The following is a 21,665-nucleotide window of genomic DNA, read 5'->3' as shown; positions in this document are numbered from 1 at the left end:
GGGATCGACAACGATCAAAGCCCGACCACGCCGTGTGGGTGCTGAAGTGTGGCAACGCGACCTACAGGGTCAGCCGTGCGCCCGACATGGCTGCAAAGGTCGAGCCGCTGCGGTGAAAACCTCGCGCCTGATCATGAGAAAAACCAAAGCAATCCCTGCCGCCGTTTTGGGACGTGCCTTTTCGTCTCTCGTCTTTCCGGAGGCAGTTGCCAAGCACATCCATAGGGCCACACGGCTTGCGCACAACCGAGCCCCAGGTCACGAGGATCGATTTGCTCGAGACGATCGCTCTTGACTGCAAGCCGGTGCTTCGCAGGAAGCTTCTGCCAGGACGCCAACGAAATTGCTGCAACCAAGGTGATCGCGAGCACGGCACCGGCGACGGGATGATTGAGCTTGTGGACGCGCATAGCGGGTCGCTGTCGATCCGGGGGTGAAGGTCAAGAAAGCTTGCCCTTGGAAGTGTGCGACCCTGAAATTTCGTCCCGTTGATTTCGCTCAAGCTCCGTCGTTCGGCCGTCCGGTACACGATGGCGAGTGTGAGCGCGTTCTGCTCTCCAATGTGCTGGCGTGTTGCAGATGCTTGACCCGCGTGGCACCGGTAAACCCATACAAAAGATGAGCGTGCCCTGCTGGTTAGGATAGCCGGGCGACCGACGCTGCCCCTCGGCGTCGCCCCCGGTGGGTTGATCTGCATCAACGTCACTCTCTGCATGATCCTGAAGGATGACAACATCCGCGCGTTTTGCGCACCTCTCAGGAGGGCATGCAATGAATTTTCGTGCGATTGTTTCCATACTATTTTTGACATCGGCGATATCCGCCCCTGCATTTGCGCAGCAAGCGCAACCGACCACGCCGCCTCCGGGCTCCCCGGCCGCGACCATCACCATTCCCGGCAACCAGCTCCCGCCTCCCGATCCGAAGTTCGGTGGGGTCATCAAGGACAAGGCATCCGAGTCGACGCCATGGTGGCCGCCGCGCGTCGTGCCGCCCAAGGGCGCGCCGAACGTGCTAGTGATCATGACGGATGACCAGGGTTTTGGCGCACCGAGCACCTTCGGCGGCATCATCCCGACGCCCAGCATGGACCGGATCGCAAAGGCCGGCTTGCGCTACACGAACTTCCATTCGACGTCGCTATGCTCGCCGACCCGCGCAGCGTTGATCACCGGACGCAACCATCACTCGGTCGGCTATGGGGTGGTCGGCGAAATCGCAACGGGTTTCCCGGGTTACGACTCGATCATCCCGATCGAGAAAGGCACGATCGGCACCATTCTGAAGGCGAACGGCTACGCGACTTCGTGGTTCGGCAAGGATCACAACACGCCGTCCTATCAGTCGAGCCAGGCCGGGCCGTTCGACCAATGGCCGAACGGAATGGGCTTCGATTATTTCTACGGCTTCGTCGGCGGCGATGCGAGCCAGTGGCAGCCGAATCTCTTCCGCAACACGACGGCGATCTATCCCTTCCAGGGCAATCCCGGCTGGAATCTGGAAACTGCGATGGCCGACGAGGCCATTCAGCACATGAAGCAGCTCAAGGAGGTCGCGCCGGACAAGCCGTTCTTCGTCTATTACGTGCCGGGCGCCACACATGCGCCGCATCACCCCACGCCCGAGTGGGTCAAGAAGATCAGCGACATGCACCTGTTCGACGAGGGCTGGAACAAGGTGCGCGAGACAATCTTCGCCAACCAGAAGCGGCTCGGCATCATGCCCGAGAACGCCAAGCTCACCCCGTGGCCGAAGGACCTGCCGGAGTGGGACTCGCTGAGCTGGGACGAAAAGAAGCTCTTCATCAAGCAGGCAGATATCTACGGCGCCTATCTCGCCTACGCCGACCATGAGATCGGACGGGTCATCCAGGCGGTCGAGGACTTGGGAGAGCTAAACAACACCCTGATCATCTACATCGGCGGCGACAACGGTGCGAGCGCCGAAGGCATGCTCAACGGCACACCGAACGAGTTCACCACCTTCAATGGCGTTCCCGTGCCGGTGAAGGATCAGTTGCTCTGGTATCCGTTCTGGGGATCGGAGCGGACCTTCCCGCATTTCGCGGCCGGCTGGGCGTGGACGATGGATACACCCTTCAAGTGGGTGAAGCAGGTGCCATCACACTTCGGCGGGACGGCCCAGGGCGTGGTCATGTCCTGGCCGGGCCACATCACGGACGTCGGCGGCATCCGCCGCCAGTTCCACCACGTGATTGACATCGTGCCGACCATTCTCGAAGCGACCGGCATTTCGCAACCCGACACGATCAACGGGATCAAGCAGATTCCCATCGAAGGCGTCGGCATGACGTACACGTGGGACAAGGCGAACGCCAACACAGCGTCGCGCCACACCACGCAATATTTCGAGATGCTCGGCAATCGCGCCATCTATCAGGACGGGTGGGTGGCGGCCACGACGCCTGCGACGCTCCCCTGGGAGCTGAGCACCAAGACGCCGCCGGACGTGATCACCGGCTACAATTGGGAGCTCTACAACGTTCAGGAAGATCCCACGCAGTTCAACGATCTCGCGGCGAAGATGCCCGACAAGCTCAAGCAGATGAAGGATCTCTTCTACGCCGAGGCGAAGAAGTACAACGTGCTGCCGCTCGACAACTCGACGCTGGCGCGCTGGAACACGCCGCGCCCGAGTCTCACGGCCGGACGAACGGTCTTCACGTATTCGGGCGAACTGATCGGCACACCCGCCAGTGCGGCGCCCGACATCCTGAACAAGAGCTACAGCATCACCGCTGAAGTGGACATTCCCGAAGGCGGAGCTGAGGGGATGATCGTCACCCATGGCGGCCGCTTCGGAGGCTACGGCCTGTTCCTGAGCAAAGGCGAGTTTGGCGTCGGCCGAGGCAAGGTGGTGTTCCTCTATAACCTGCTCGACCTCAAGCGCACGACGTGGGAGGGACCCGAGCTGAGCGCCGGCAAGCACACCATCGCCTTCGACTTCAAGCCCGATGAACCGGGCCTGGGCAAAGGTGGCACGGGCGTGCTCTCGGTGGATGGCAAGGAAGTAGCCAGGAATTCCCTGGAGCACACCATACCTGTCACTTTCCCCGAGGATGAGACCTTCGATGTCGGCCAAGACACCCGCACGGGAGTGGCCCTCGTGGAGTATCGCTACGACACTCCGTTCAAGTTCACCGGCAAGATCAACAAACTGACCTTCAAGCTCGAACCTGAGCCGAAGTCACAAACGACAGGCAAGAACTAGCACTGCATTGAACCCGCGATTGAACTCAAGGCACAGGAGATCGCCATGAACATCGCCAATCAGTGGATGAATTCGTTCAGGATCCACCGCCGTGATCTGGGTCTGGGCGCTCTGGCGCTGGGCGCGGCCGCCACGCTGCCAGGATCGAGCACCGCGCAGACTCGAGCGGAAGAACTAGGCCAATTTCTGAAGGGAGAGCTGGGAGACCTTAAGGACCTGAAAGATGATGTGAAAGAGGAGATCGCGTACCTGCTTGGTATGGAGTGCTACGTCTATGGCTTCCCGCTGGTCATGATGGACGTGACAAATGGCGTGATCACGGCGACATCAAAGTCGGGAGAATACAAGGCACCCATCAACCAATTCGGTCGGATGAAGGGCTACGTCAGCCCGGATTTCAAGGATGTCGTGCGGATCAGCGTCAACTCGGTGTGGTCGTTCGCCGTTCTTGATCTCGACAAGGAGCCGCTTGTTGCCTCGCACCCCGACACGAAGGGGCGTTACATCGTCCTGCAGTTGATGAATATGTGGACCGACGATTTTGGCTCGATCGGCAGCCGCACCACCGGCACGGGCGCAGGCAAGTTCCTCGTCGCCGGGCCCAAGTGGAACGGCACCGCGCCGTCGGACATCAAGGACGTCTACCGATGCCCGACGCGCTTTGCATGGTTGCTCGTGCAGATGTCGGCCGCGGGCCCGCAGGACTTTCCGGAAATCCATGCCCTGCAGGATCAGCTTCTAATCACGCCGCTCAGCGCATGGGGCAAGCCGTATATGCCGCCCAGCGACGTTCCGATCGATCCTGCCGTGGACCTCACCACAACTCCGTACGATCAGGTGCGATTGATGACGGGGGAGATGTTTTTCAAGCGTCTGGCGACGCTGTTGAAGGACAACCCGCCCTATCCGGCCGACACCAAGATGCTCGAGAAACTCAAGAAGATCGGCATCGAACCTGGCAAGGAGTTCGACACCAGCAAGCTGGATCGCGCCATCATCAAGGGCCTGAATGGCGCACCGGGCGAGGTATGGCTGAAGTTTCAGGAGGGACCTTACGAAGCGCCGTCTGTGAACGGCTGGATCAACATGCTGAATATCGGGAGATATGGCACCGACTACAACACCCGCGCCCTGATCGCCTGGCTCGGACTTGGTGCGTTGACCTCCGATGATGCCGTGTATCCCAGTGCATTCGTGGACGGCGATGGCAATGTTCTGGATGGTGCCGCCAGGTACGTTCTGCATTTCGGCAAGGATGACTTTCCGCCCTCGGCCAGCGGCGTCTGGTCCGTCTCGCCCTATCGCGAGAATTTTTACGTACGGAACTCAATTGACCGCTACGGGATTCTTTCCGGAATGCCACTCAAGTACAACGCGGACGGCTCGCTGGATATCTACATCCAGGCCATGACACCTGGCGCCGACAAGGAAGCAAACTGGCTGCCCTGTCCGCCGAGTCTTCCGTTCAACTTGACCATCCGCGCGTACCAGCCGAGCAAGCCGTTGCTCGATGGCACCTACAAGATTCCACCAGTCAGACGCGTGGGATGAGTTCGGGCGTCAGCAGAGATCGGTATGTTGAAAGGCATGGAGATCGCAAGATGGACCGTTCTCGCCGCGGCCATCGAGGCCGCGGCGACCGGTCTCGTCCTGTTCGCTCGACCGTCATGGTTCGCCCGGCTGGTATTCGGCAGTGAATTTTCGGATGCCGGCAGCGCGCTCGGCCGGCTGACGGCTATCGCTCTGCTCGGACTGACACTCGCCACCTGCCCTTCTGGCGCGGTGGGCCCACTGCCATCATCCGTTCGCGCGCTGATGACCTACAACGTCCTGGCAGCAATCTACCTCCTTTACCTCGCGATCGGCCACCAGTTAACTGGCATCCTCTTATGGCCGGCGATCGCGCTCCACGCGATCCTTGTGATCTTCCTCGGTCACGCCTGGTTAGCCAAGAGAGATCGCGAGAGCGCAGAAGACTTCTCGATATAGCGGCTGAAACCGATCTTGAGGATGCCGTGGATTGATCTGCATCAACGTCACTCTCTGCATGATCCTGAAGAATGACAGCATCCGCGCGTTTGAGCGCCTCTCAGGAGGGCTTGCAATGAATTTTCGTGCGATTGTTTCCGTACTATTTTTGGCATCGGCGATATCCCCGGCGTTTGCACAGCAAGCGCAGCCAACCACGCCACCTCCGGGCTCCCCGGCTGCGACCATCACCATTCCCGGCGACCAGCTTCCACCGCCGCCGCAGAAGTTTGGGGGCAAGATCGAACAGGGGGCAACGAATTCGAAGCCGTACTGGCCGGCGCGTATCGTGCCACCCAAGAACGCACCGAACGTCCTTTTGATCATTACAGATGATGCCGGGTATGGCGTACCGAGCACGTTCGGCGGGGTCATCCCGACTCCGGCGCTCGACCGCATCGCCGCGAACGGTCTGCGCTATACCAATTTCCATTCGACCGCACTGTGCTCGCCAACCCGCGCCGCGCTGATCACCGGGCGCAATCATCATTCGGCCGGCTTCGGGGTGGTCGCAGAGCAAGCCACAGGCTTTCCCGGATACGACAGCATCATCACCAAAGATAAGGCCACGATCGGCCGCATCCTCACCGACAACGGCTACCACACCGCGTGGTTCGGCAAGAACCATAACACACCGGAATATCAGGCGAGCCAGGCCGGACCGTTCGATCAATGGCCGACCGGCATGGGCTTTGAGTATTTCTACGGATTCATGGGCGGCGACACGAGCCAGTGGCAGTCGGGCACGCTGGTCCGCAACACCACGCCGATCTATCCCTTTGTCGACAAGCCGGGCTGGAATCTGATGACAGCGATGGCGGACGAAGCCATCGACTACATGAACCGGATGAACGCGCTATCGCCCGATCAGCCGTTCCTCATCAAATTTGCGCCGGGCGCGACCCACGCGCCGCATCACCCGACCAAGGAATGGGTCGACAAGATCAGCGCCATGCATCTGTTCGACGATGGCTGGAACAAGCTGCGAGAGACCATCTTCGCCAACCAGAAGAAGCTCGGCGTGATCCCGCAGAACGCCAAGCTGACTCCGTGGCCGAAGGATCTGATCAAGGAATGGGATCAGCTTAGCGCCGACGAAAAGAAGCTGTTCGTCCGCCAGGCCGATGTGTTCGCCGCCTATGCCGCCTACGCCGACAACGAGATCGGTCGCGTGATCCAGGCAGTCGAGGACATGGGCAAGCTCGACAACACGTTGATCATATACATCGAGGGCGACAATGGCACCAGCGCCGAGGGTCAGCCCAACGGCACTCCGAACGAAATGGCGATGTTCAATGGCGCCAATCCATCGGTCGAGGACCAGCTAAAGTATTTCTACGACGTCTGGGGCACTGACCGTACCTACAACCACATGTCGATTGGCTGGGCCTGGGCGTTCGATACGCCATTCTCCTGGACCAAGCAGATCGTGTCGCACTTCGGTGGGACCCGCCAGGGCATGGCGATCTCATGGCCGAAGGTGATCACGGATAAGGGCGGGATTCGTAACCAGTTCCACCACGTCATCGACATTGTTCCGACCATTCTCGAAGCGGCGAAGATCAAGCAGCCCGACATGGTGGATGGCATCAAGCAGAGCCCGATCGAGGGTGTCAGCATGATGTACACCTTCGACAAGACCAACGCGAATGCGCCCACGACGCACAAGACGCAATATTTCGAGATGATGGCAGATCGAGCCATTTACGACGACGGCTGGATCGCCAGCACCACGGTGATACGGCCGCCCTGGGTGACAGTCGCGAAGACCGTCGATCCGGCCAACTTCCAATGGGAGCTTTACGACCTGCGCAATGACTGGACCCAGTCCGACGATCTCGCCGCCAAGAATCCGGCGAAGCTCAAGGAACTGCAGGAATTGTTCATCAAGGAGGCAACGAAGTATCAGGTGTTCCCGCTCGATTCGACGCTGGTCGCCAGAGCCCTCGCGCCGCGGCCGAGTCTGAGCGCAGGCCGCTCGCAGTTCGTCTGGACAAGGCCGATCACCGGCACCCCGAACGGCGACGCGCCGAGCATCCTCAATACATCCTACAACTTCAAGGCCGAGATCGAGATACCTCAGGGCGGCAGCGACGGCATGCTGATCACCCAAGGCGGCCGGTTCGCTGGTTACGGCTTCTACGTGTTGAAGAACAAGCCGGTGTTCACCTGGAATTTGGTCGATCTCAAGCGCGTGCGCTGGGAAGGACCGGACCTCACGCCCGGCAAGCACATACTTGAATTCGATTTCAGGTATGATGGACTCGGTCCGGCGACGATGGCGTTCGGCGATTACAGCGGCGTCGGCAAGGGCGGCACCGGGGTGCTGAAGGTTGACGGCACCGAGGTCGCAACCCAAAAGATGGAGCATACGCTTCCCTTCATCCTGCAGTTCGACGAATCGCTCGACATCGGTTCCGATACCGGCACGCCGGTCGACGATAACGACTACAGCACGCCGTTCACCTTCACCGGCAAGCTGAACAAGATCACGCTGAACATCGACCGGCCAAAGCTGTCGCCCGAAGACATCAAGCGCCTGCAGGCTGCGGCGCGGGCCGCCGGAGACGGTCCGTCCGCCGATGCCGAGACGGCCCCGACCGGTGGCACCGCGCCACAGGTTTCGGGCGACATCGGACTCAATTTGGCTCAGAAGGTCGAGCTGCGCATCGACAAACTGGAAGGCTGCCGCAAGCAGGCGAAAGGCCTTGGGCTTGTGGAACGCGTGCAGTTCGTCCGGAAGTGCATGGAGTGATGGCTGCTGTCCAGCGTATGGCAGGGCGGCACCGACGTGTCGAAGCTCGACGGCGCTCCCGAACCGGGAGCGATTGCCCTTCGTCGCCGCGATTTCATCGCAACCGCAGTAGGTGCCGCGCTGCCTGCCCGCCAAACCTGTCCTTCAATCTCAGCGTTCGGATCTGCCAGACCAAGACTGCGCTGAAGGACGACACGCTCAAGATCTCGTCCATCCGGCGCATTCGCGACACCTGAGGAAGCTGGAGGATCGAGCGAAGATGGAGAACGTGGTTCAGTTAATACCGGTAACGCCTTCGATCGACCAGCTGGCACGGATCATCGGCAACGTGGCGGCTCCGGCTTTCCTGCTGGGAGCCGTCGCGTCCTTCATCTCGGTCCTCGTTTCCCGTATCAACCGGGTGGTCGACCGGGCCCAATTTCTTCACGGCATCACCGATGGTGATGCCTCAAAGGCTTACCTCAAGACGGATATTCCCCGGCTGCGGCACCGGGCGTCGCTCTTGAACAGGTCGCTGTTCTGCTCCATCCTCTCTGCGATCCTCACCGCCCTCATCATCATCGTTGCCTTCATCAGTGCGCTGTTCAACGTGGCCCACGAATATGGCGTTGCGATGCTGTTCATGGCCGCGCTCCTGATGTTCTGCGCCTCGCTCATCGACCTCGCTCGCGAAACCCGAATTGCCCTTCACGACAACGACCTTCGCATGTAAATCTTCCTGCGCAGCACGCGATGGGTGATCGGACGTGACGAAGGGTTCTCGAAAGAGCCGCAGGCGTCAGCAGGCCCCCACGAAGGCCCGGCCTGAACAAGGTCGTTCGGCTCCTGCTCAACGCCCCGCGCCGACATTCCGCCTGCGAACTGCCGCGCTGCTGGCAATCGGGTCGGGTGCGCTGTTTTTTCTGCTCGCAAGCGGGCTTTCCTGGTTCAAGACGTCCGAAATCTCGTCTCCGCCGACCCGCGAGGCAGAACTGAGCTTTGTCGGCAGTCAGGCGTGCAGCGGCTGCCACCAGGCGGAGACGCGGCTGTGGCAAAGCTCGCAACATCGCCACGCCATGGATCACGCGACCGACACGTCGGTCCGCGGCGACTTCAACGACGCCGCGTTCGAATATGCCGGCACACGCTCGCGCTTCTTCCGCAAGGACCGGAAATTTCTGATCGAGACAGACGGGCCGGACGGCAAGCTTGCGACGTTCGAGGTGAAATACGCCTTCGGGGTCGATCCCCTGCAGCAATATCTGATCGAATTCCCCGATGGGCGCATCCAGGCTCTGTCGATTGCATGGGACACGCGCCCCAAAGATCAGGGCGGGCAGCGCTGGTTCCATCTCTATCCGGATGCTGCCGTCACCAGCAGCGATCCCCTGCACTGGACCAGGCTCAATCAGAACTGGAATTTCATGTGCGCCGAGTGCCACTCGACGAACGTGCACAAGAATTACGACGCCGCGAGGGACCGGTTCGCGACCAGCTTCTCCGAGATCAGCGTCGGCTGCGAGGCCTGTCACGGCGCAGGCTCGCGACATGTGTCATGGGCGCAGCAGAAGCCTGCAGCGCGCGGCCCGGACAATGGCCTGCTTGTCCGATTCGACGAACGCTCGGGCATCACCTGGTCAGCCGATGCCGAAACCATGACTCCGAAGCGCAGCGCGCCTCCGGCAACGCTGCGCAAGGAAGTCGAGGTCTGCGGGCGCTGCCACGCGCGACGCGGACAGTTCTCCGAAGACTGGAGGCCGGGCAAGTCCCTGTCGGAAACCCATCGGGTGTCGCTGCTCGACCGGCAAAGCTTCCATGCCGACGGCCAGATGCGCGACGACGAGGAGACCTACAACTACGCCTCGTTCAAGCAGAGCAAGATGTTCGCCAAGGGCGTCACCTGCAGCGATTGCCATGATCCGCACAGTGCGGCACTCAAAGCACCCGGCGATGGCGTCTGTGCGCAATGCCATGCGCCGGCCAAGTATGAAGCTGCCGCCCACCGGCAGCATGCCAATGTATCGCCGCCGCCAGGTTGCGCCTCCTGCCACATGCCGGAACGTCGCTACATGGTTGTCGATCGCCGCCACGACCACGGCTTCCGCATCCCCCGCCCCGATCTCTCCGTGCAGCTTGGCACACCGAATGCCTGCAACGACTGCCACCGCGACAAGCCGGCCGCATGGGCGGCGCGACAGGTCGAAACCTGGTTCGGTCCGCAGCGCCTGGGTTTTCAGGCCTATGCGCGGGCATTTCATGCGGCATGGAGCGAAGCGGCCGACGCGCAGGCTCTCCTTTCGGCCGTTGTCGCGAATGACGCTCCCGGGATAGTCCGCGCCGGCGCGCTGGCCGAGTTGCCCGCTCCCGACGCCGATCTGATCCGTCGCGCTCTCTCCGATCCCGATCCACTCGTGAGATTGGGCGCGCTCGATGCGCTGGAGGGCATTCCGGCCGACCAGCTCTGGACGCTCGCATCTGCGCAATTGACCGATCCGGTGCGCGGCGTGCGCATCCGCGCCGCCGAGCTTCTTGCCTCCGTTCCGCCATCGCGCCAGCCGGCCGCCGATCGCAACAAGTTCACGCAAGCCGCCGCCGAATTCGTGGCGGCGCAGAAATTGAATGCGGATCGCCCGGACGCCCGGGCTGCGCTCGGCAACTTCCTTGCAAGACAGGCCGGTGCCGCCGAAGCCGAGGCCGAATATCGGGCGGCCCTCAGGCTTGATCCATCGTTCCCGCCTGCCGCCATCAATCTTTCCGATCTCTACCGGCAGCTTGGGCGCGACAGCGATGGCGAACGCATTCTTCGCGAGACCCTGACCAAGTCCGGGCAAAATGCCTCACTTCACCACGCGCTCGGCCTCGTGCTCGTGCGGGAAAAGCGCGCCGATGAGGCGCTCGGTGAATTGCGTCAAGCAGCGGAGCTGGACCCCGGTCAACCGCGCTATGCTTACGTCTATGCCGTGGGGCTACACTCCTCTGGCCGCCGCGATGACGCCCTTGCCGTTCTACGGACCAGCTTGCAAGTGCATCCCAACGATCGTGAATCAGTTTCTGCGGCCCTCGCGCTGAGCCGCGAAAAAGGGGATTCCGCATCTGCCTTGGGCTACGCTGAGCAACTCTCACGCTTGATGCCCGGCAATCGCGAGATTGAAGATCTGATCAAGCAGCTCAAGCAATAGAGGCTGGCGATGAGGATCAGCGGCTCGGCTAAGCCGTGTACTCATAACCAGGGCGTTTTCGACGTCGCCGGAAGTCGCGGAAGGGCCCAATAACAGACGTTGCAATGCCTCGGCGGCAGGAACGAAAACTAAACTGCTCGCTGCATCGGCGGCTGTTTCCACTTCCCTTCGAGCGCCTCAGCTTTCGGCCAGTAGAGACGCATAACGACAAAGAAGCCACCCTTGGGTGCGGGCAGCCAGTTGGGTTGCCTGTCTGCTGCCGGAGCCTCGTTTTGGATGTAGAAGGTAATTCCGCCGTCCGCATCGCGCTTGAACTGTGACAGCATCGGCGAGTTGAGCAAGTAGCGGTTAATTGGATTGGCCGAGAGCAGGCTCGACGGCAGTTCGTACATCGTAAGTGACCAGAAGGCATTTACCGGCGGCAACTGGCCCGGTGCAAAGCGCACCGTGTAACGGTTTGCCCCATCGAATTTCTGACCGTCCGCATCTACGAGATACAGCGGATACATCGCTTCTTGCTTGGAGTTACCGTAAATGCCCACCACGGCAGCCGCCATGCGGTAAAGGTAGTTGTTCTTCAAATATGCTCGGCTGCCGAAGGTGTCGGCGCTGGTTACTTCCCCAGCATCCATTCGCTTTTGCAGTTGGGCCAATGCCTGCCAAGCATCAGCCATACCCTGCTCAATGGCAGTTTTCAGTTCAGGCGTGAGATTGCTTGCGTTGAAGTTCTTGCCAGCCCCAACGCCAATCTTGGCGAACCGCGCCATCAGTTCCTTCTCGGAGGGGTTCGTGGGGCAGAACTGTAGGAGGAAGTTGACGATGTTGAAAAACTCAAGCGAGGTCTTTTCGGTGTCGGACGTAAGCGGTTTGATGAAATCGCTCGCGGAGGCGGCCTTCGGCGCCGGCGCGCCAAGGAAAGCCGAAAGCGTCTGCACCTTGTAGCCGGCCTGCACCTTCTTCACGTTGTCGATGTCGCCAGGGTTGAAAAGTTGCGTGCGGTACGCAGCCAGCGCAAATTCGGTCTCGGCGCGTAAAACCTTCGTCACCCCCTTCGGGGTTGAGCCTTGCCAATTAGGTCCGGCGATGAGGAAGCTACCGCCATTGTTGCCGGTGCTACGACTCCCGATGTAGTCGAAGTTGAAAGTATAGGCGTCAATGAGCTGAATGCTGAAATACCGTTCCTCTTCGATCACCGGAACGGTGAGCACGATGGGTTCGGCCCGCAAGTCCATGCCGAGGAAAGAGTAGGGTGTGTCCGAGTTGGGCGTTTGCACCGCCTTGTCTTCCGGGGTGAAGACACGAGAGAAGTTACGGAGCTCGTTCCATGGCGCTTTATATTCGGGGTTCTTGGCATCCACGAAATAGGCATGCTGGATGCGATAGCTATCCACCATTGGGTAGCCGTAGACATAGGCTTCCTTGGCAATTGCGCGGGCTTCGGTGGGACTGACCGCGGCTTGTGCGCGCGCAAGCGCGGAACGGAAAGACGGGAGCAGAGCAATTCCGCAGGCAAAAGTTCTGCGTGTTATGGATTTCATAATCGCAACCTTCCTGACAGACCGACCGCTAGGTTGGCAGGATATGTTGTGGAAGAGCACGACATTTTGATGCAGGTCAACGATCGCACCAGAACAATGTCCGCGCCCTTGCCGTTCTAAGTACCAACTTGCAAGCGCATCCGGATGATCGAGACACCCTATCTGCGGCACTCGCGCTGAGCCGCGAAAAAGGTGATTCCGCCTCTGCCTTGGGCTATGCCGAGCAACTCTCGCGCTTGATGCCAGGCAATCGCGAGATTGAAGATCTCATCAAGCAGCTCAAGCAATAGCCGACTAGCGAGACTCTGCCGCTCGGCTAGTTGCGCACCGCGTATAGTGGCGTCCTGAGCGTGAGCTGGTACGCCGGTTTCGGCAGCCACATGATCTCGGCGGTCAAGCCAAACAGTCGGTTGTCATTGTCGTCCATGCGGTCCAGATCGAGTCGCACGATGGGCTGGGTGAACGACTGGATCGGCGCGAGGTTCAGAAGCTGGGCGCCTTCGAACGACTGTACCCCAACGCGCCCCGTAAACTTCCAGTTATTCGGCCATTGATAATAGCCACCGACATAACCGATCGTATTTGGATTAACTCTCACCGCTGCGCTGCCCACATCAACGCGTGTGTGCTGGATGCCTACGAGAAAGCCGCGAGTCTCGTCCTTGTCCAGAGCATAATCGAACTCGAGAATGTTGTTGAAAGACGTTGCGGTCAGTGGGCCGTTTGGAACGGATTGGGTGATCGTGGATTGCAGCGTCACGGTCGGGAAATTCCCGCCATTCTGCTGGTAGATGTCGGCCTGGAAACCGATATTCCAACTGGTGATGTCAAACGAAGACCATCCGCTGCCCGCAAACTGCGTGGAACTGCCGGACACGCCGGCGTAGAGCGAGACGCGATCGGTGACATCGATCGTAAACGGAAGATCGACGTTGAGTGATTTTGCTGCCGGCAATCCGGTCGACAATGCAGCGCCGTTCGATCCGGCGAGCGTTGGCACCGCATTGAAGAAGGAGGGATGACCAAAGCCAAACGCCAAGGATCCCTGTGGGATTTGCGCGTAATAGGTTCTGAGATCGAGGTACATCGTCGGCACGGCCGGCTTCTTGTCGCCGTCGCTGTCGTCATCGGCCTCAGCGGCCAACGCGCTTGCCGCCGGACAGATCAGGGCGAGCCCGAGAGCGGCCTTCAGAACGGACCGAAACCTCATCAACCGCTCCGAGTTCGACGCAAACCTTGCTTACCCGCAAGGCCCGCCAGATGCTGCAACATATCGTGCCACGAATTGCGTCGCTCTGTCTGCAACCTTCGGATCGCGATTTTCCCCTTAGACATAACCGCGTCCCGGCGAAAGGTGTGGAAAGCCATCTCGAACGACACCCCGTGCAGCAGCAATGTGTCGCAGAGCCGTGCAGCAGTTCCCCGGCCAGGCCGGCCTCGTGCGCGATTTCAGGCTGGTCGGAAGCGCTGGCTGGGGCGGGAGGGATCGAACCTCCGAATGGCGGAATCAAAATCCGCTGCCTTACCGCTTGGCTACGCCCCAACAGGCGACCCGGGGTCGGCGGAAGAACTGGCTACCGCAGATTCCCTTCGGTCGCAGCCGGTCTATAGGGTGCGGCGCGGCATTTCAACCGCCTGAAGGCGCAAAATACCACAGCTTCCGGGACCGGCCGCGCCACACTCTATTATACGCCCGGGACGAAGGCCCGTTCCGGGCCGGAGCCGTCCGGCGGCCGGCGTCCGGGCAGTTGAGACCTCCGGCGTTTCATGGGAAGACGGCGCCAACATCTGTCCACGGGAGTGAGCCATGACCTACCGCGCGCCAATCTCTGACATGCTGCTGTCGCTCAATCATGGCGCCGGCCTGAAGGCCGCCGTGGAAGCCGGCCATTACGGCGATTTCGACGCCGACATCGTGGCCGCCGTGCTGGAGGAAGCCGGCAAGTTCGCCACCGACGTGCTGGCGCCGCTCAACCGTGTCGGCGACGAGCACGGCATCAAGCTCGACGCCGGGAAAGTCACGACTGCGCCGGGCTGGCCCGATGCCTATAAGCGCTGGACCGAGGGCGGCTGGAACGCGGTGTCCGGGCCTGAAGCGTTCGGAGGCCAGGGCCTGCCCGTTGCGATCAACGCCGCCTGCACCGAGATCTGGAGCGCCTCCAACGTCGCCTTCGGCCTGTGCCCGCTGCTGACGGCCTCGGCGATCGAGGCGCTGGATGCGCATGGCAGCGACGAGCTGAAGGCGATCTACCTCGAGAAGCTCGTCTCGGGCGAATGGACCGGCACCATGCAGCTCACCGAGCCGCAGGCCGGCTCCGACGTCGGCGCGCTGCGCACCCGCGCCGAAAAGCAGGCCGACGGCACCTATCGCATCAAGGGGACGAAGATCTTCATCACCTATGGCGAGCACGACATGACCGACAACATCGTGCATTTCGTGCTGGCGCGTCTGCCGGACGCGCCCGCCGGCACCAAGGGGATTTCTCTCTTTCTTGTTCCCAAGTTCATGGTCAATGCCGACGGCTCGCTCGGCGCACGCAACGACATTTTTGCGAGCGGCGTCGAGCACAAGCTCGGCATGCATGCTTCGCCGACCTGCACCATGACCATGGGCGACCATGGCGGCGCCATTGGTTTCCTGATCGGCGAAGAGAACCAGGGCATGCGCTGCATGTTCACGATGATGAACCAGGCCCGCCTCGGCGTCGGCCTCGAAGGCGTCGGCGTTGCCGATCGCGCCTATCAGCAGGCGTTGTCCTACGCGCAGGAGCGCAAGCAGGGCCGCGCCGTCGGCAAGAAGGGCGACGGTTCGGACGCGATCTTCGTCCACCCCGACGTCAAGCGCATGCTGATGCGGATGCGGGCGCAGACCGCGGCGGCGCGCACCATCTGCTACGCGACCGCGGTCGCAATCGACGTTTCGACCCGCGCCAGGGATCCAAAGGTCCGCGCTGACGCGGCGGCGCGCGCGGCGCTGCTGACGCCGATGGCCAAGGGCTATTCCACCGATATCGGCAACGAGGTCGCCTATCTCGGCGTGCAGGTGCATGGCGGCATGGGCTTCATCGAGGAGACCGGCGCCGCGCAGTACTATCGCGACGCCCGCATCACGGCGATCTACGAGGGCACCAACGGCATCCAGGCGATCGACCTCGTCACGCGCAAGCTCGCGGCCAATGGCGGCGCCGCGGTGTGGGCGCTGCTCGACGAGCTCTCGGCCGTCGTCAAGCAGGTCGAAGCCTCCAACGACCCCGCTTTCGGCACCACGGGCGCAAAGCTGCGCGAAGCGCTGGACGCGCTGACGCGCACCAGCAAGTGGCTGCTGGAGCGCGTCACGTCCGCGCCGAACGAGGCGCTTGCCGGCGCAACGCCGTATCTGCAGCAGTTCGGCGCCACGCTCGGCGGCTGCATGCTGGCGTCCGAGGCGCTCGCCGCGAAGAGCGACGGCCTTGCCGATGCACAGCGCTACGTCTCGCTCGCCCGCTTCTTCGCCGAGAACATCACGGTGCAGGCGGCCGGGCTGGAGCGCACCGTGACGGAAAGCGCGGAGTCGGTCGCGGCGGCGGATGCGGTGTTGCTGGGGTAGTCTACCCTCCTCCCCGCTGTCATTCCCCGCGAAGGCGGGGAATCCAGTACGCCGCGGCCTCTCGGTGAACTACGGACGTCTCGGAGTACTGGATCGCCCGATCAAGTCGGGCGATGACACCGAATGTTGGGGACGCAGTTGGCCCACAGTCGGTCATCCTGGAGCTTCGCTCCATCCAGGCTATGAAGCTGCGAGCTTCGCCCGCCTCCCCGGTCGCCACAGCACGATGCTCGCGGCGATGAGATCCAGCGCCACACACATCGCAAACGCCGTCGTGTAGTTGCCGGTCAGGCTGCGGACCAGGCCGACGATGCCCGGGCCGAAGGCGCTGACGACGCCGCTGATCGACGTGCCCAGGCCCATCGCGGCGGCAAAGGCGGCAGAGCCGATCTCGCGCTGGATGATCAAAGGTGGGAACGTGATCATGTTGCCGATCGAGAAGCCGTAGACGGCGCAGCACACCAGCAGCGCCGTCGGGCTCGTGCTCTGCAGGAGCACGAACAGCGCCGCCGCCTGGCTCGTCATCGACGCCGCGCAGGCGAGCCGCGGATCGAGCCGGTCGACGAACAGGCCGAGCGACAGGCGCCCGACCACCGCCATCGCGGCCATGATGGTCACGGCAAGGCCGGCGCTGGCGCGCCCGATCAGCGGTTCGAGGAATGTCACCTGGTGGACGATGAAGCCCATCTGCGCCAGCAGCGCGATCGCGATCGGCAGCACCATGGTCCAGAACGCCGCGTTGGCGAGCAGCGCCTTGCGGGAATGGGCCGGCGCGGGCGTGCCGCCACCGGCGGGGCGTTCGCCCGATGCCAGCGGCAGCCCGGCCGGCCAGCCGATGAAGCCGACGACCACCGGCAGCACCAGCAGCACCATCACCGTCGTGGCCGCCAGCATCGCCGAGCGGAAGCCGATGCTGGCGGTCAGCGACAGCAACAGCGGAACGAGGACGATGCCGCCGCAGGTCGCGCCGTTGAAGGCGAGGCTGAGCGCGAGGCCGCGGCGCCGATCGAACCAGGAGTTCAGCACCGTCGCGATCACCACGGTGCCCATGCCGGTCCAGCCGACCGCCATCAGCGCATAGGCAAGATAGAGCTGCCAGGGCGTCTGCATCAGCGCCAGCAGAACGGTCGATGCGCCGAGCGCCGAGAGGCCGCACAGGATCAGCGAACGCAGCCCGATACGGGCGAGCAGATCGTCGGTGAAGATGACGAGGACGGAGGTCAGCAGAAACGAGAAGGTGCTGGCCGCGGAGACCAGCGTGCCCGGCCAGCCATGGGCGCGCTGAAGCTCGGCGAGATAGACGCCCTGGCCGTAGAGGCCGAAGCCGAACATAAAGAAGGCCATCAGGAAACAGGCCAGCACAACGCGCCAGCCGCGATAATGCAGCGAGGATTCGTCGACACTCGTCGCGGCAATCATCAATCGAGCAATCGGCCAAATGGAACGGCACGATCGTGCACCACAACCACCGGTTTTTCAAATGAAACATTGTAGCCATTTGTTGCAATGCGCAATGATCCCATGAGCGGTGCGCCGGTGCGATCCAGCCGATCATGGTTCCCTGGACGGAATACCGCCGCGACGGGCGGCGCCATGCGCCGGGATCAAGGGAATCGTCGTCGAAAAGGCCGAGCGGGCGGATTGGCACGTCTGCAAGATGATGTAGGCTGATGCTTGCGAGACTCGCCGGCGGCAAGCCGTCGCGGCGACCGCAGGGGGTCATCATGCCGAATGGCAATATCATCGTCGCCGAAGAGCGTGGAACGCGCGTGATCACCCTGCGCCGCCCGGGCAAGAAGAACGCGATCACGCAGGACATGTATCGGGAGATGAGCCGCGCGATCGACACCGCGCAGAACAACCCCGATATCCGCTGCATGATCATCACCGGCGGCTCCGGCGTGTTCACGGCCGGCGACGACATCGACGATTTTCTGAAGGCCGACACGGCACGCCCGGAGACGCTTTCGGACGGCGCCAAGTTTCTCTATTCGCTCGCCCTCAACGTCAAGCCGATCATCGCGGCCGTGGACGGCGCCTCGATCGGCATGGGCACCGTGATGCTGTTCCATTGCGACTACGTGCTCGCTTCGAACGCGGCGACCTTCTCCGCGCCCTATATCCATCTCGGGCTGGTGCCGGTCGGCGCCGCCAGCCTCTTGATGCCGAACACGATGGGTTACCAGCGCGCCTTCGCGATGCTGGTGATGGGACGGACCTTCACCGCCGCGGAGGCGCACGCCGCCGGCTTCGTCAACACCGTGGTCTCGCCGGGGCACACCGAGGTCGAGGCGCGCAAGGTGGCGCGCGATATCTGCCGGCTGCCCGCCGAGGCGGTCGCGACCTCGCGCAAGCTGCTGCGTGCCCCGCCGGAGCAACTCACCCGCCGCATCGACCAGGAGGCCCATCTGTTCGGCGAGCGCTTGAAGTCGGACGATGCTATCGCTGCGTTCAACGCGTTTGCGAGCAGGAAAAAGCGGTGACGGCGAGCGCTGGTCGATTATCCTCGGTCGTCATTCCGGGGCGCGACGAGAACCTTCGTGAAATCTTCGCGCGCAACGACTAATCTTATTCCATGCGACATCTTCTCCGCCTGACCATTTTCGCCCTTGCGCTCGCCGCCCTGCCCGCCTCTGCCCAGACCGCCGCGCCGGTCGAGCTGCGCATCCTTGCGATCAACGATTTCCACGGCAATCTGCGGCCGCCGCCCGGCGGCATCCGCATCAACGATCCCGAGGACGGAGCCAAGAAGGTCATGGTGGCGGCCGGCGGCGCCGAGTACATGGCGACGCTGGTGAAGCAATTGCGCGACGGGCACAAGAACACGATCTTCGTGGCCGCCGGCGACCTGATCGGCGCGAGCCCGTTCCTATCGGCGATGTTCCACGACGAGCCTTCGGTCGAAGCGCTCTCGATGATGGGGCTCGCGATCACCTCGGTCGGCAATCACGAGTTCGACGAGGGCAAGGCCGAGCTGCTCAGGATGCAGAACGGCGGCTGCCATCCGGTCGACGGCTGCCAGGGACCGCATCCCTTCACGGGCGCCAAATTTCACTATCTCGCCGCCTCCACCGTGGAGACGGCGACCGGTCAAAGCGTGCTGCCGCCGTATGAGATCCGTGAGTTCGACGGCATTCCCGTCGCCTTCATCGGGCTGACCTTGAAAGGCACCGCCGGCATCGTGTCGCCCTCGGGCATTGCCGGCCTCGAATTCCGCGACGAGGCCGAAACGGTGAATGCGCTGGTGCCGCAACTGAAGGCGCGCGGGGTGGAAGCGATCGTCGTGCTGATCCACGAAGGTGGCGAGCCTGCCGGCGACCACAATGAATGCCCGGGCATTTCGGGGCCGATCGTCGAGATCGTGAAGAAATTCGATCGCGCCGTCGATGTCGTCGTCAGCGGCCACACCCATCGCGCCTATGTCTGCAATATCGACGGACGGCTGGTGACGAGCGGCGACAAGTACGGCACGCTGGTCACGGCGATCGATCTCAAGCTCGATCCGGCAACGCGCGACATCGTCGCCGCCAAGGCCGAGAACGTCATCGTCGCCAATGCCTCGCTGGCGAAGGACGCGGAGCAGACCGCGCTGATCGAGGCCTATGACAAGCTCGCCGCGCCGATCGCCAATCGCCCGGCCGGATCGGTGACGCAGACGCTGTCGCGCATTCCGAACGAAGCCGGTGAAAGCCCGCTCGGCGACGTCATCGCGGACGCGCAGCTCGCCGCGACCAAGGAGGCCATGAATGGCAGCGCTGTCATCGCGCTCACCAATCCCGGCGGCATCCGCACCGATATCGTTCCGAAGGAGAACGGAGCGGTGTCCTTCGGCGAGCTGTTCGCGAGCCAGCCGTTCCGCAACCGCCTCGTCACCATGACGCTGACAGGCAACCAGCTCAAGGTGATGCTGGAGCAGCAATGGCTCGATCCGAAGCGGCCGCGAATCCTCCAGGTGTCGAACGGGTTCAGCTACGCCTGGGATGCGTCGAAGCCGTTCGGCGAACGCGTGATGGCCGAGAGGATGACGCTCAACGGCAGGCCGATCGAGCCCGGAAGCGGCTACCGCGTCACCCTCAACGATTACCTCGCCGTCGGCGGCGACGGCTTCACGGTCGCCAGACAGGGCACGGCGCCGCAATATGGCGGGTACGACGCCGACGCGTTGTTCGCGTTTTTCCAGGCGCACGGGCCGATCGGCCCGTTGCCGCTGAGCCGCATCCTGCGCGTGAATTGATCCGGATCAAACGGGCCGGAACGGGACAACCGTTTGCCATTCCCGGTGGAGCGCATAGATTGCGTTTTGCATTGCGTTTTGGCGCCGGATGCGCCAAGCGACGTCAAGAGCCCGTTCCCAGTGAGCCCGACCTGATGAGCACGCTTCTCCTCTCCCACAAGGCCTGCCTCGACCACGTCACGCCGCCGGGACATCCCGAAAGGCCGGACCGCTTGCGCGCAGTGGAGGAAGCGCTGTCGCACGAGCGCTTCCAGTTCCTGGTCCGCGACCAGGCGCCGGAGGGCGATCTCGATCTCGTCACGCTCTGCCACAACGAGCACTACGTCACCGAGCTGCGCCACATCGCGCCGTCCAGCGGGCTCGTCTATATCGACGGCGACACCTCGATGTCGCCGGGCACCTGGGAAGCGGTGATGCGCGGCGTCGGCGGCGCGGTCGCGGCGACCGAAGCGGTGATGGCGGGCGAGCACCGCAACGCCTTCGTCGCGGTGCGCCCGCCCGGCCATCACGCCGAGATCGGCAAGCCGATGGGCTTCTGCTTCTTCGACAATGTTGCGATCGCCGCGCGTCACGCGCAGCGCAAATACGGCATCACGCGCGCGGCCATCGTCGATTTCGACGTGCATCACGGCAACGGCACGCAGGACATCTTCTGGTCGGACCCCACGGTGATGTACTGCTCGACGCACCAGATGCCGCTGTTTCCGGGCACCGGCGCGAAGGGCGAACGCGGCGACCACGACACCATCGTCAACGCGCCGCTGGCGTCCGAGGACGGTGGCCCGGAATTCCGCAGCGCTTTCGAGAACCTGATTCTGCCGCAGCTCGAAAAATTCAGCCCCGAGCTCCTCATCATCTCTGCGGGCTTCGATGCACATTATCGCGATCCGCTGGCCTCGCTGAATCTGCGCGCGGAGGATTATGCCTGGGTGACGCGCAAGCTGATGGACCTTGCCGACAGGACCGCCGGAGGCCGCGTTGTTTCGGTGCTCGAGGGCGGCTATGACCTGCAAGGACTGAAAGAATCTGTTACGGCGCATGTCGGCGCCCTGATGGGCGCCTGACGACGCCCGCCACATTAAGCCCGCAAAACCCGCCTTCACTGCGAGGCAAGCGAATCGGGCAATCGGAAACG

The 21,665-nt window shown here is 62.4% G+C and carries 15 protein-coding genes and 1 tRNA gene; 11 read left to right on the top strand and 5 right to left on the bottom strand.

Annotated elements, in window-relative coordinates; genetic code table 11:
* Window positions 1-771 precede the first annotated feature (771 nt).
* The 6 genes from BJA_RS13200 (at window position 772) to BJA_RS13175 (ending at window position 11,172) form a co-directional block, all read left to right on the top strand.
* Window positions 772-3,231: an arylsulfatase gene (locus tag BJA_RS13200; protein ID WP_011085450.1), complete on the top strand. Its 2,460-nt coding sequence runs from the start codon at window positions 772-774 to the stop codon at window positions 3,229-3,231.
* 45 nt (window positions 3,232-3,276) lie between these two features.
* On the top strand, window positions 3,277-4,782 hold the full coding sequence (locus BJA_RS13195) for a DUF1254 domain-containing protein (RefSeq protein WP_011085449.1): 1,506 nt from the start codon (window positions 3,277-3,279) through the stop codon (window positions 4,780-4,782).
* Window positions 4,783-4,806: 24 nt separating this feature from the next.
* Window positions 4,807-5,220 (top strand): hypothetical protein, encoded by a 414-nt coding sequence (locus BJA_RS13190; RefSeq protein WP_011085448.1) that lies wholly within the window; start codon window positions 4,807-4,809, stop codon window positions 5,218-5,220.
* Between the two features lie 115 nt (window positions 5,221-5,335).
* Window positions 5,336-8,014, top strand: a complete 2,679-nt coding sequence (locus BJA_RS13185; RefSeq protein ID WP_038965877.1) for an arylsulfatase — start codon at window positions 5,336-5,338, stop codon at window positions 8,012-8,014.
* Window positions 8,015-8,273: 259 nt separating this feature from the next.
* On the top strand, window positions 8,274-8,726 hold the full coding sequence (locus tag BJA_RS13180) for a DUF2721 domain-containing protein (protein WP_049832581.1): 453 nt from the start codon (window positions 8,274-8,276) through the stop codon (window positions 8,724-8,726).
* A 34-nt stretch (window positions 8,727-8,760) separates the two neighbouring features.
* Complete coding sequence (locus BJA_RS13175) at window positions 8,761-11,172, top strand: tetratricopeptide repeat protein (RefSeq protein ID WP_011085445.1); 2,412 nt, start codon at window positions 8,761-8,763, stop codon at window positions 11,170-11,172.
* 128 nt (window positions 11,173-11,300) lie between these two features.
* Here BJA_RS13175 and BJA_RS13170 read toward each other — a convergent pair whose 3' ends face one another.
* Window positions 11,301-12,710, bottom strand: coding sequence for a DUF1254 domain-containing protein (locus BJA_RS13170; protein ID WP_038965879.1), 1,410 nt, complete (start codon window positions 12,708-12,710; stop codon window positions 11,301-11,303).
* A 128-nt stretch (window positions 12,711-12,838) separates the two neighbouring features.
* On the opposite strand from BJA_RS13170, the gene BJA_RS13165 reads away from it, so the two are divergent.
* Window positions 12,839-13,000: a hypothetical protein gene (locus tag BJA_RS13165; protein ID WP_162494068.1), complete on the top strand. Its 162-nt coding sequence runs from the start codon at window positions 12,839-12,841 to the stop codon at window positions 12,998-13,000.
* Between the two features lie 26 nt (window positions 13,001-13,026).
* Here the strand turns inward: BJA_RS13165 and BJA_RS13160 are convergent, their stop codons facing one another.
* Both BJA_RS13160 and BJA_RS13155 read right to left on the bottom strand, forming a co-directional pair.
* Complete coding sequence (locus BJA_RS13160) at window positions 13,027-13,920, bottom strand: hypothetical protein (RefSeq protein WP_011085443.1); 894 nt, start codon at window positions 13,918-13,920, stop codon at window positions 13,027-13,029.
* A 258-nt stretch (window positions 13,921-14,178) separates the two neighbouring features.
* A tRNA-Gln gene (locus BJA_RS13155) sits at window positions 14,179-14,253 on the bottom strand.
* Window positions 14,254-14,517: 264 nt separating this feature from the next.
* Here BJA_RS13155 and BJA_RS13150 point away from each other — a divergent pair.
* Complete coding sequence (locus tag BJA_RS13150; RefSeq protein ID WP_011085442.1) at window positions 14,518-16,296, top strand: acyl-CoA dehydrogenase; 1,779 nt, start codon at window positions 14,518-14,520, stop codon at window positions 16,294-16,296.
* 180 nt (window positions 16,297-16,476) lie between these two features.
* Here the strand turns inward: BJA_RS13150 and BJA_RS13145 are convergent, their stop codons facing one another.
* Window positions 16,477-17,715 carry an MFS transporter gene (locus tag BJA_RS13145; RefSeq protein WP_011085441.1) on the bottom strand — a complete coding sequence of 413 codons (1,239 nt, stop codon included), beginning with the start codon at window positions 17,713-17,715 and terminating at the stop codon, window positions 16,477-16,479.
* A complete protein-coding gene (locus BJA_RS13140) occupies window positions 17,715-17,891 on the bottom strand; it encodes a hypothetical protein (protein WP_157839390.1) in 177 nt (58 codons plus the stop codon). The genes BJA_RS13145 and BJA_RS13140 overlap by 1 nt, the downstream gene beginning before the upstream one ends.
* A gap of 129 nt (window positions 17,892-18,020) precedes the next feature.
* Here BJA_RS13140 and BJA_RS13135 point away from each other — a divergent pair, with 129 nt between their 5' ends.
* The 3 genes from BJA_RS13135 to BJA_RS13125 all read left to right on the top strand — a co-directional run bounded on the left by BJA_RS13135 (window position 18,021) and on the right by BJA_RS13125 (window position 21,594).
* Window positions 18,021-18,779: an enoyl-CoA hydratase-related protein gene (locus BJA_RS13135; protein ID WP_011085440.1), complete on the top strand. Its 759-nt coding sequence runs from the start codon at window positions 18,021-18,023 to the stop codon at window positions 18,777-18,779.
* Window positions 18,780-18,871: 92 nt separating this feature from the next.
* The gene (locus BJA_RS13130) at window positions 18,872-20,530 is read left to right on the top strand and encodes a bifunctional metallophosphatase/5'-nucleotidase (protein WP_011085439.1); all 1,659 of its coding nucleotides are present in this window, start codon (window positions 18,872-18,874) and stop codon (window positions 20,528-20,530) included.
* A gap of 134 nt (window positions 20,531-20,664) precedes the next feature.
* Entirely contained in the window at window positions 20,665-21,594 is a 930-nt protein-coding gene (locus tag BJA_RS13125; protein WP_011085438.1) for a histone deacetylase family protein, read from the top strand.
* Window positions 21,595-21,665: the final 71 nt, after the last annotated feature.

The organism is Bradyrhizobium diazoefficiens USDA 110, assembly GCF_000011365.1.
GTDB lineage: Bacteria > Pseudomonadota > Alphaproteobacteria > Rhizobiales > Xanthobacteraceae > Bradyrhizobium > Bradyrhizobium diazoefficiens.
This window is presented reverse-complemented; position numbering and strand designations above follow the sequence as displayed.

Excerpts from the sequence above, each read along its gene's own strand:
- BJA_RS13130 (WP_011085439.1), top strand. The coding sequence starts at position 18,872 with ATGCGACATCTTCTCCGCCTGACCATTTTCGCCCTTGCGCTCGCCGCC.
- BJA_RS13135 (WP_011085440.1), top strand. The coding sequence starts at position 18,021 with ATGCCGAATGGCAATATCATCGTCGCCGAAGAGCGTGGAACGCGCGTG.
- BJA_RS13125 (WP_011085438.1), top strand. The coding sequence starts at position 20,665 with ATGAGCACGCTTCTCCTCTCCCACAAGGCCTGCCTCGACCACGTCACG.
- BJA_RS13180 (WP_049832581.1), top strand. The coding sequence starts at position 8,274 with ATGGAGAACGTGGTTCAGTTAATACCGGTAACGCCTTCGATCGACCAG.
- BJA_RS13150 (WP_011085442.1), top strand. The coding sequence starts at position 14,518 with ATGACCTACCGCGCGCCAATCTCTGACATGCTGCTGTCGCTCAATCAT.
- BJA_RS13140 (WP_157839390.1), bottom strand. The coding sequence starts at position 17,891 with ATGGCGCCGCCCGTCGCGGCGGTATTCCGTCCAGGGAACCATGATCGG.
- BJA_RS13195 (WP_011085449.1), top strand. The coding sequence starts at position 3,277 with ATGAACATCGCCAATCAGTGGATGAATTCGTTCAGGATCCACCGCCGT.
- BJA_RS13185 (WP_038965877.1), top strand. The coding sequence starts at position 5,336 with ATGAATTTTCGTGCGATTGTTTCCGTACTATTTTTGGCATCGGCGATA.
- BJA_RS13145 (WP_011085441.1), bottom strand. The coding sequence starts at position 17,715 with ATGATTGCCGCGACGAGTGTCGACGAATCCTCGCTGCATTATCGCGGC.
- BJA_RS13190 (WP_011085448.1), top strand. The coding sequence starts at position 4,807 with ATGTTGAAAGGCATGGAGATCGCAAGATGGACCGTTCTCGCCGCGGCC.
- BJA_RS13200 (WP_011085450.1), top strand. The coding sequence starts at position 772 with ATGAATTTTCGTGCGATTGTTTCCATACTATTTTTGACATCGGCGATA.
- BJA_RS13160 (WP_011085443.1), bottom strand. The coding sequence starts at position 13,920 with ATGAGGTTTCGGTCCGTTCTGAAGGCCGCTCTCGGGCTCGCCCTGATC.
- BJA_RS13170 (WP_038965879.1), bottom strand. The coding sequence starts at position 12,710 with ATGAAATCCATAACACGCAGAACTTTTGCCTGCGGAATTGCTCTGCTC.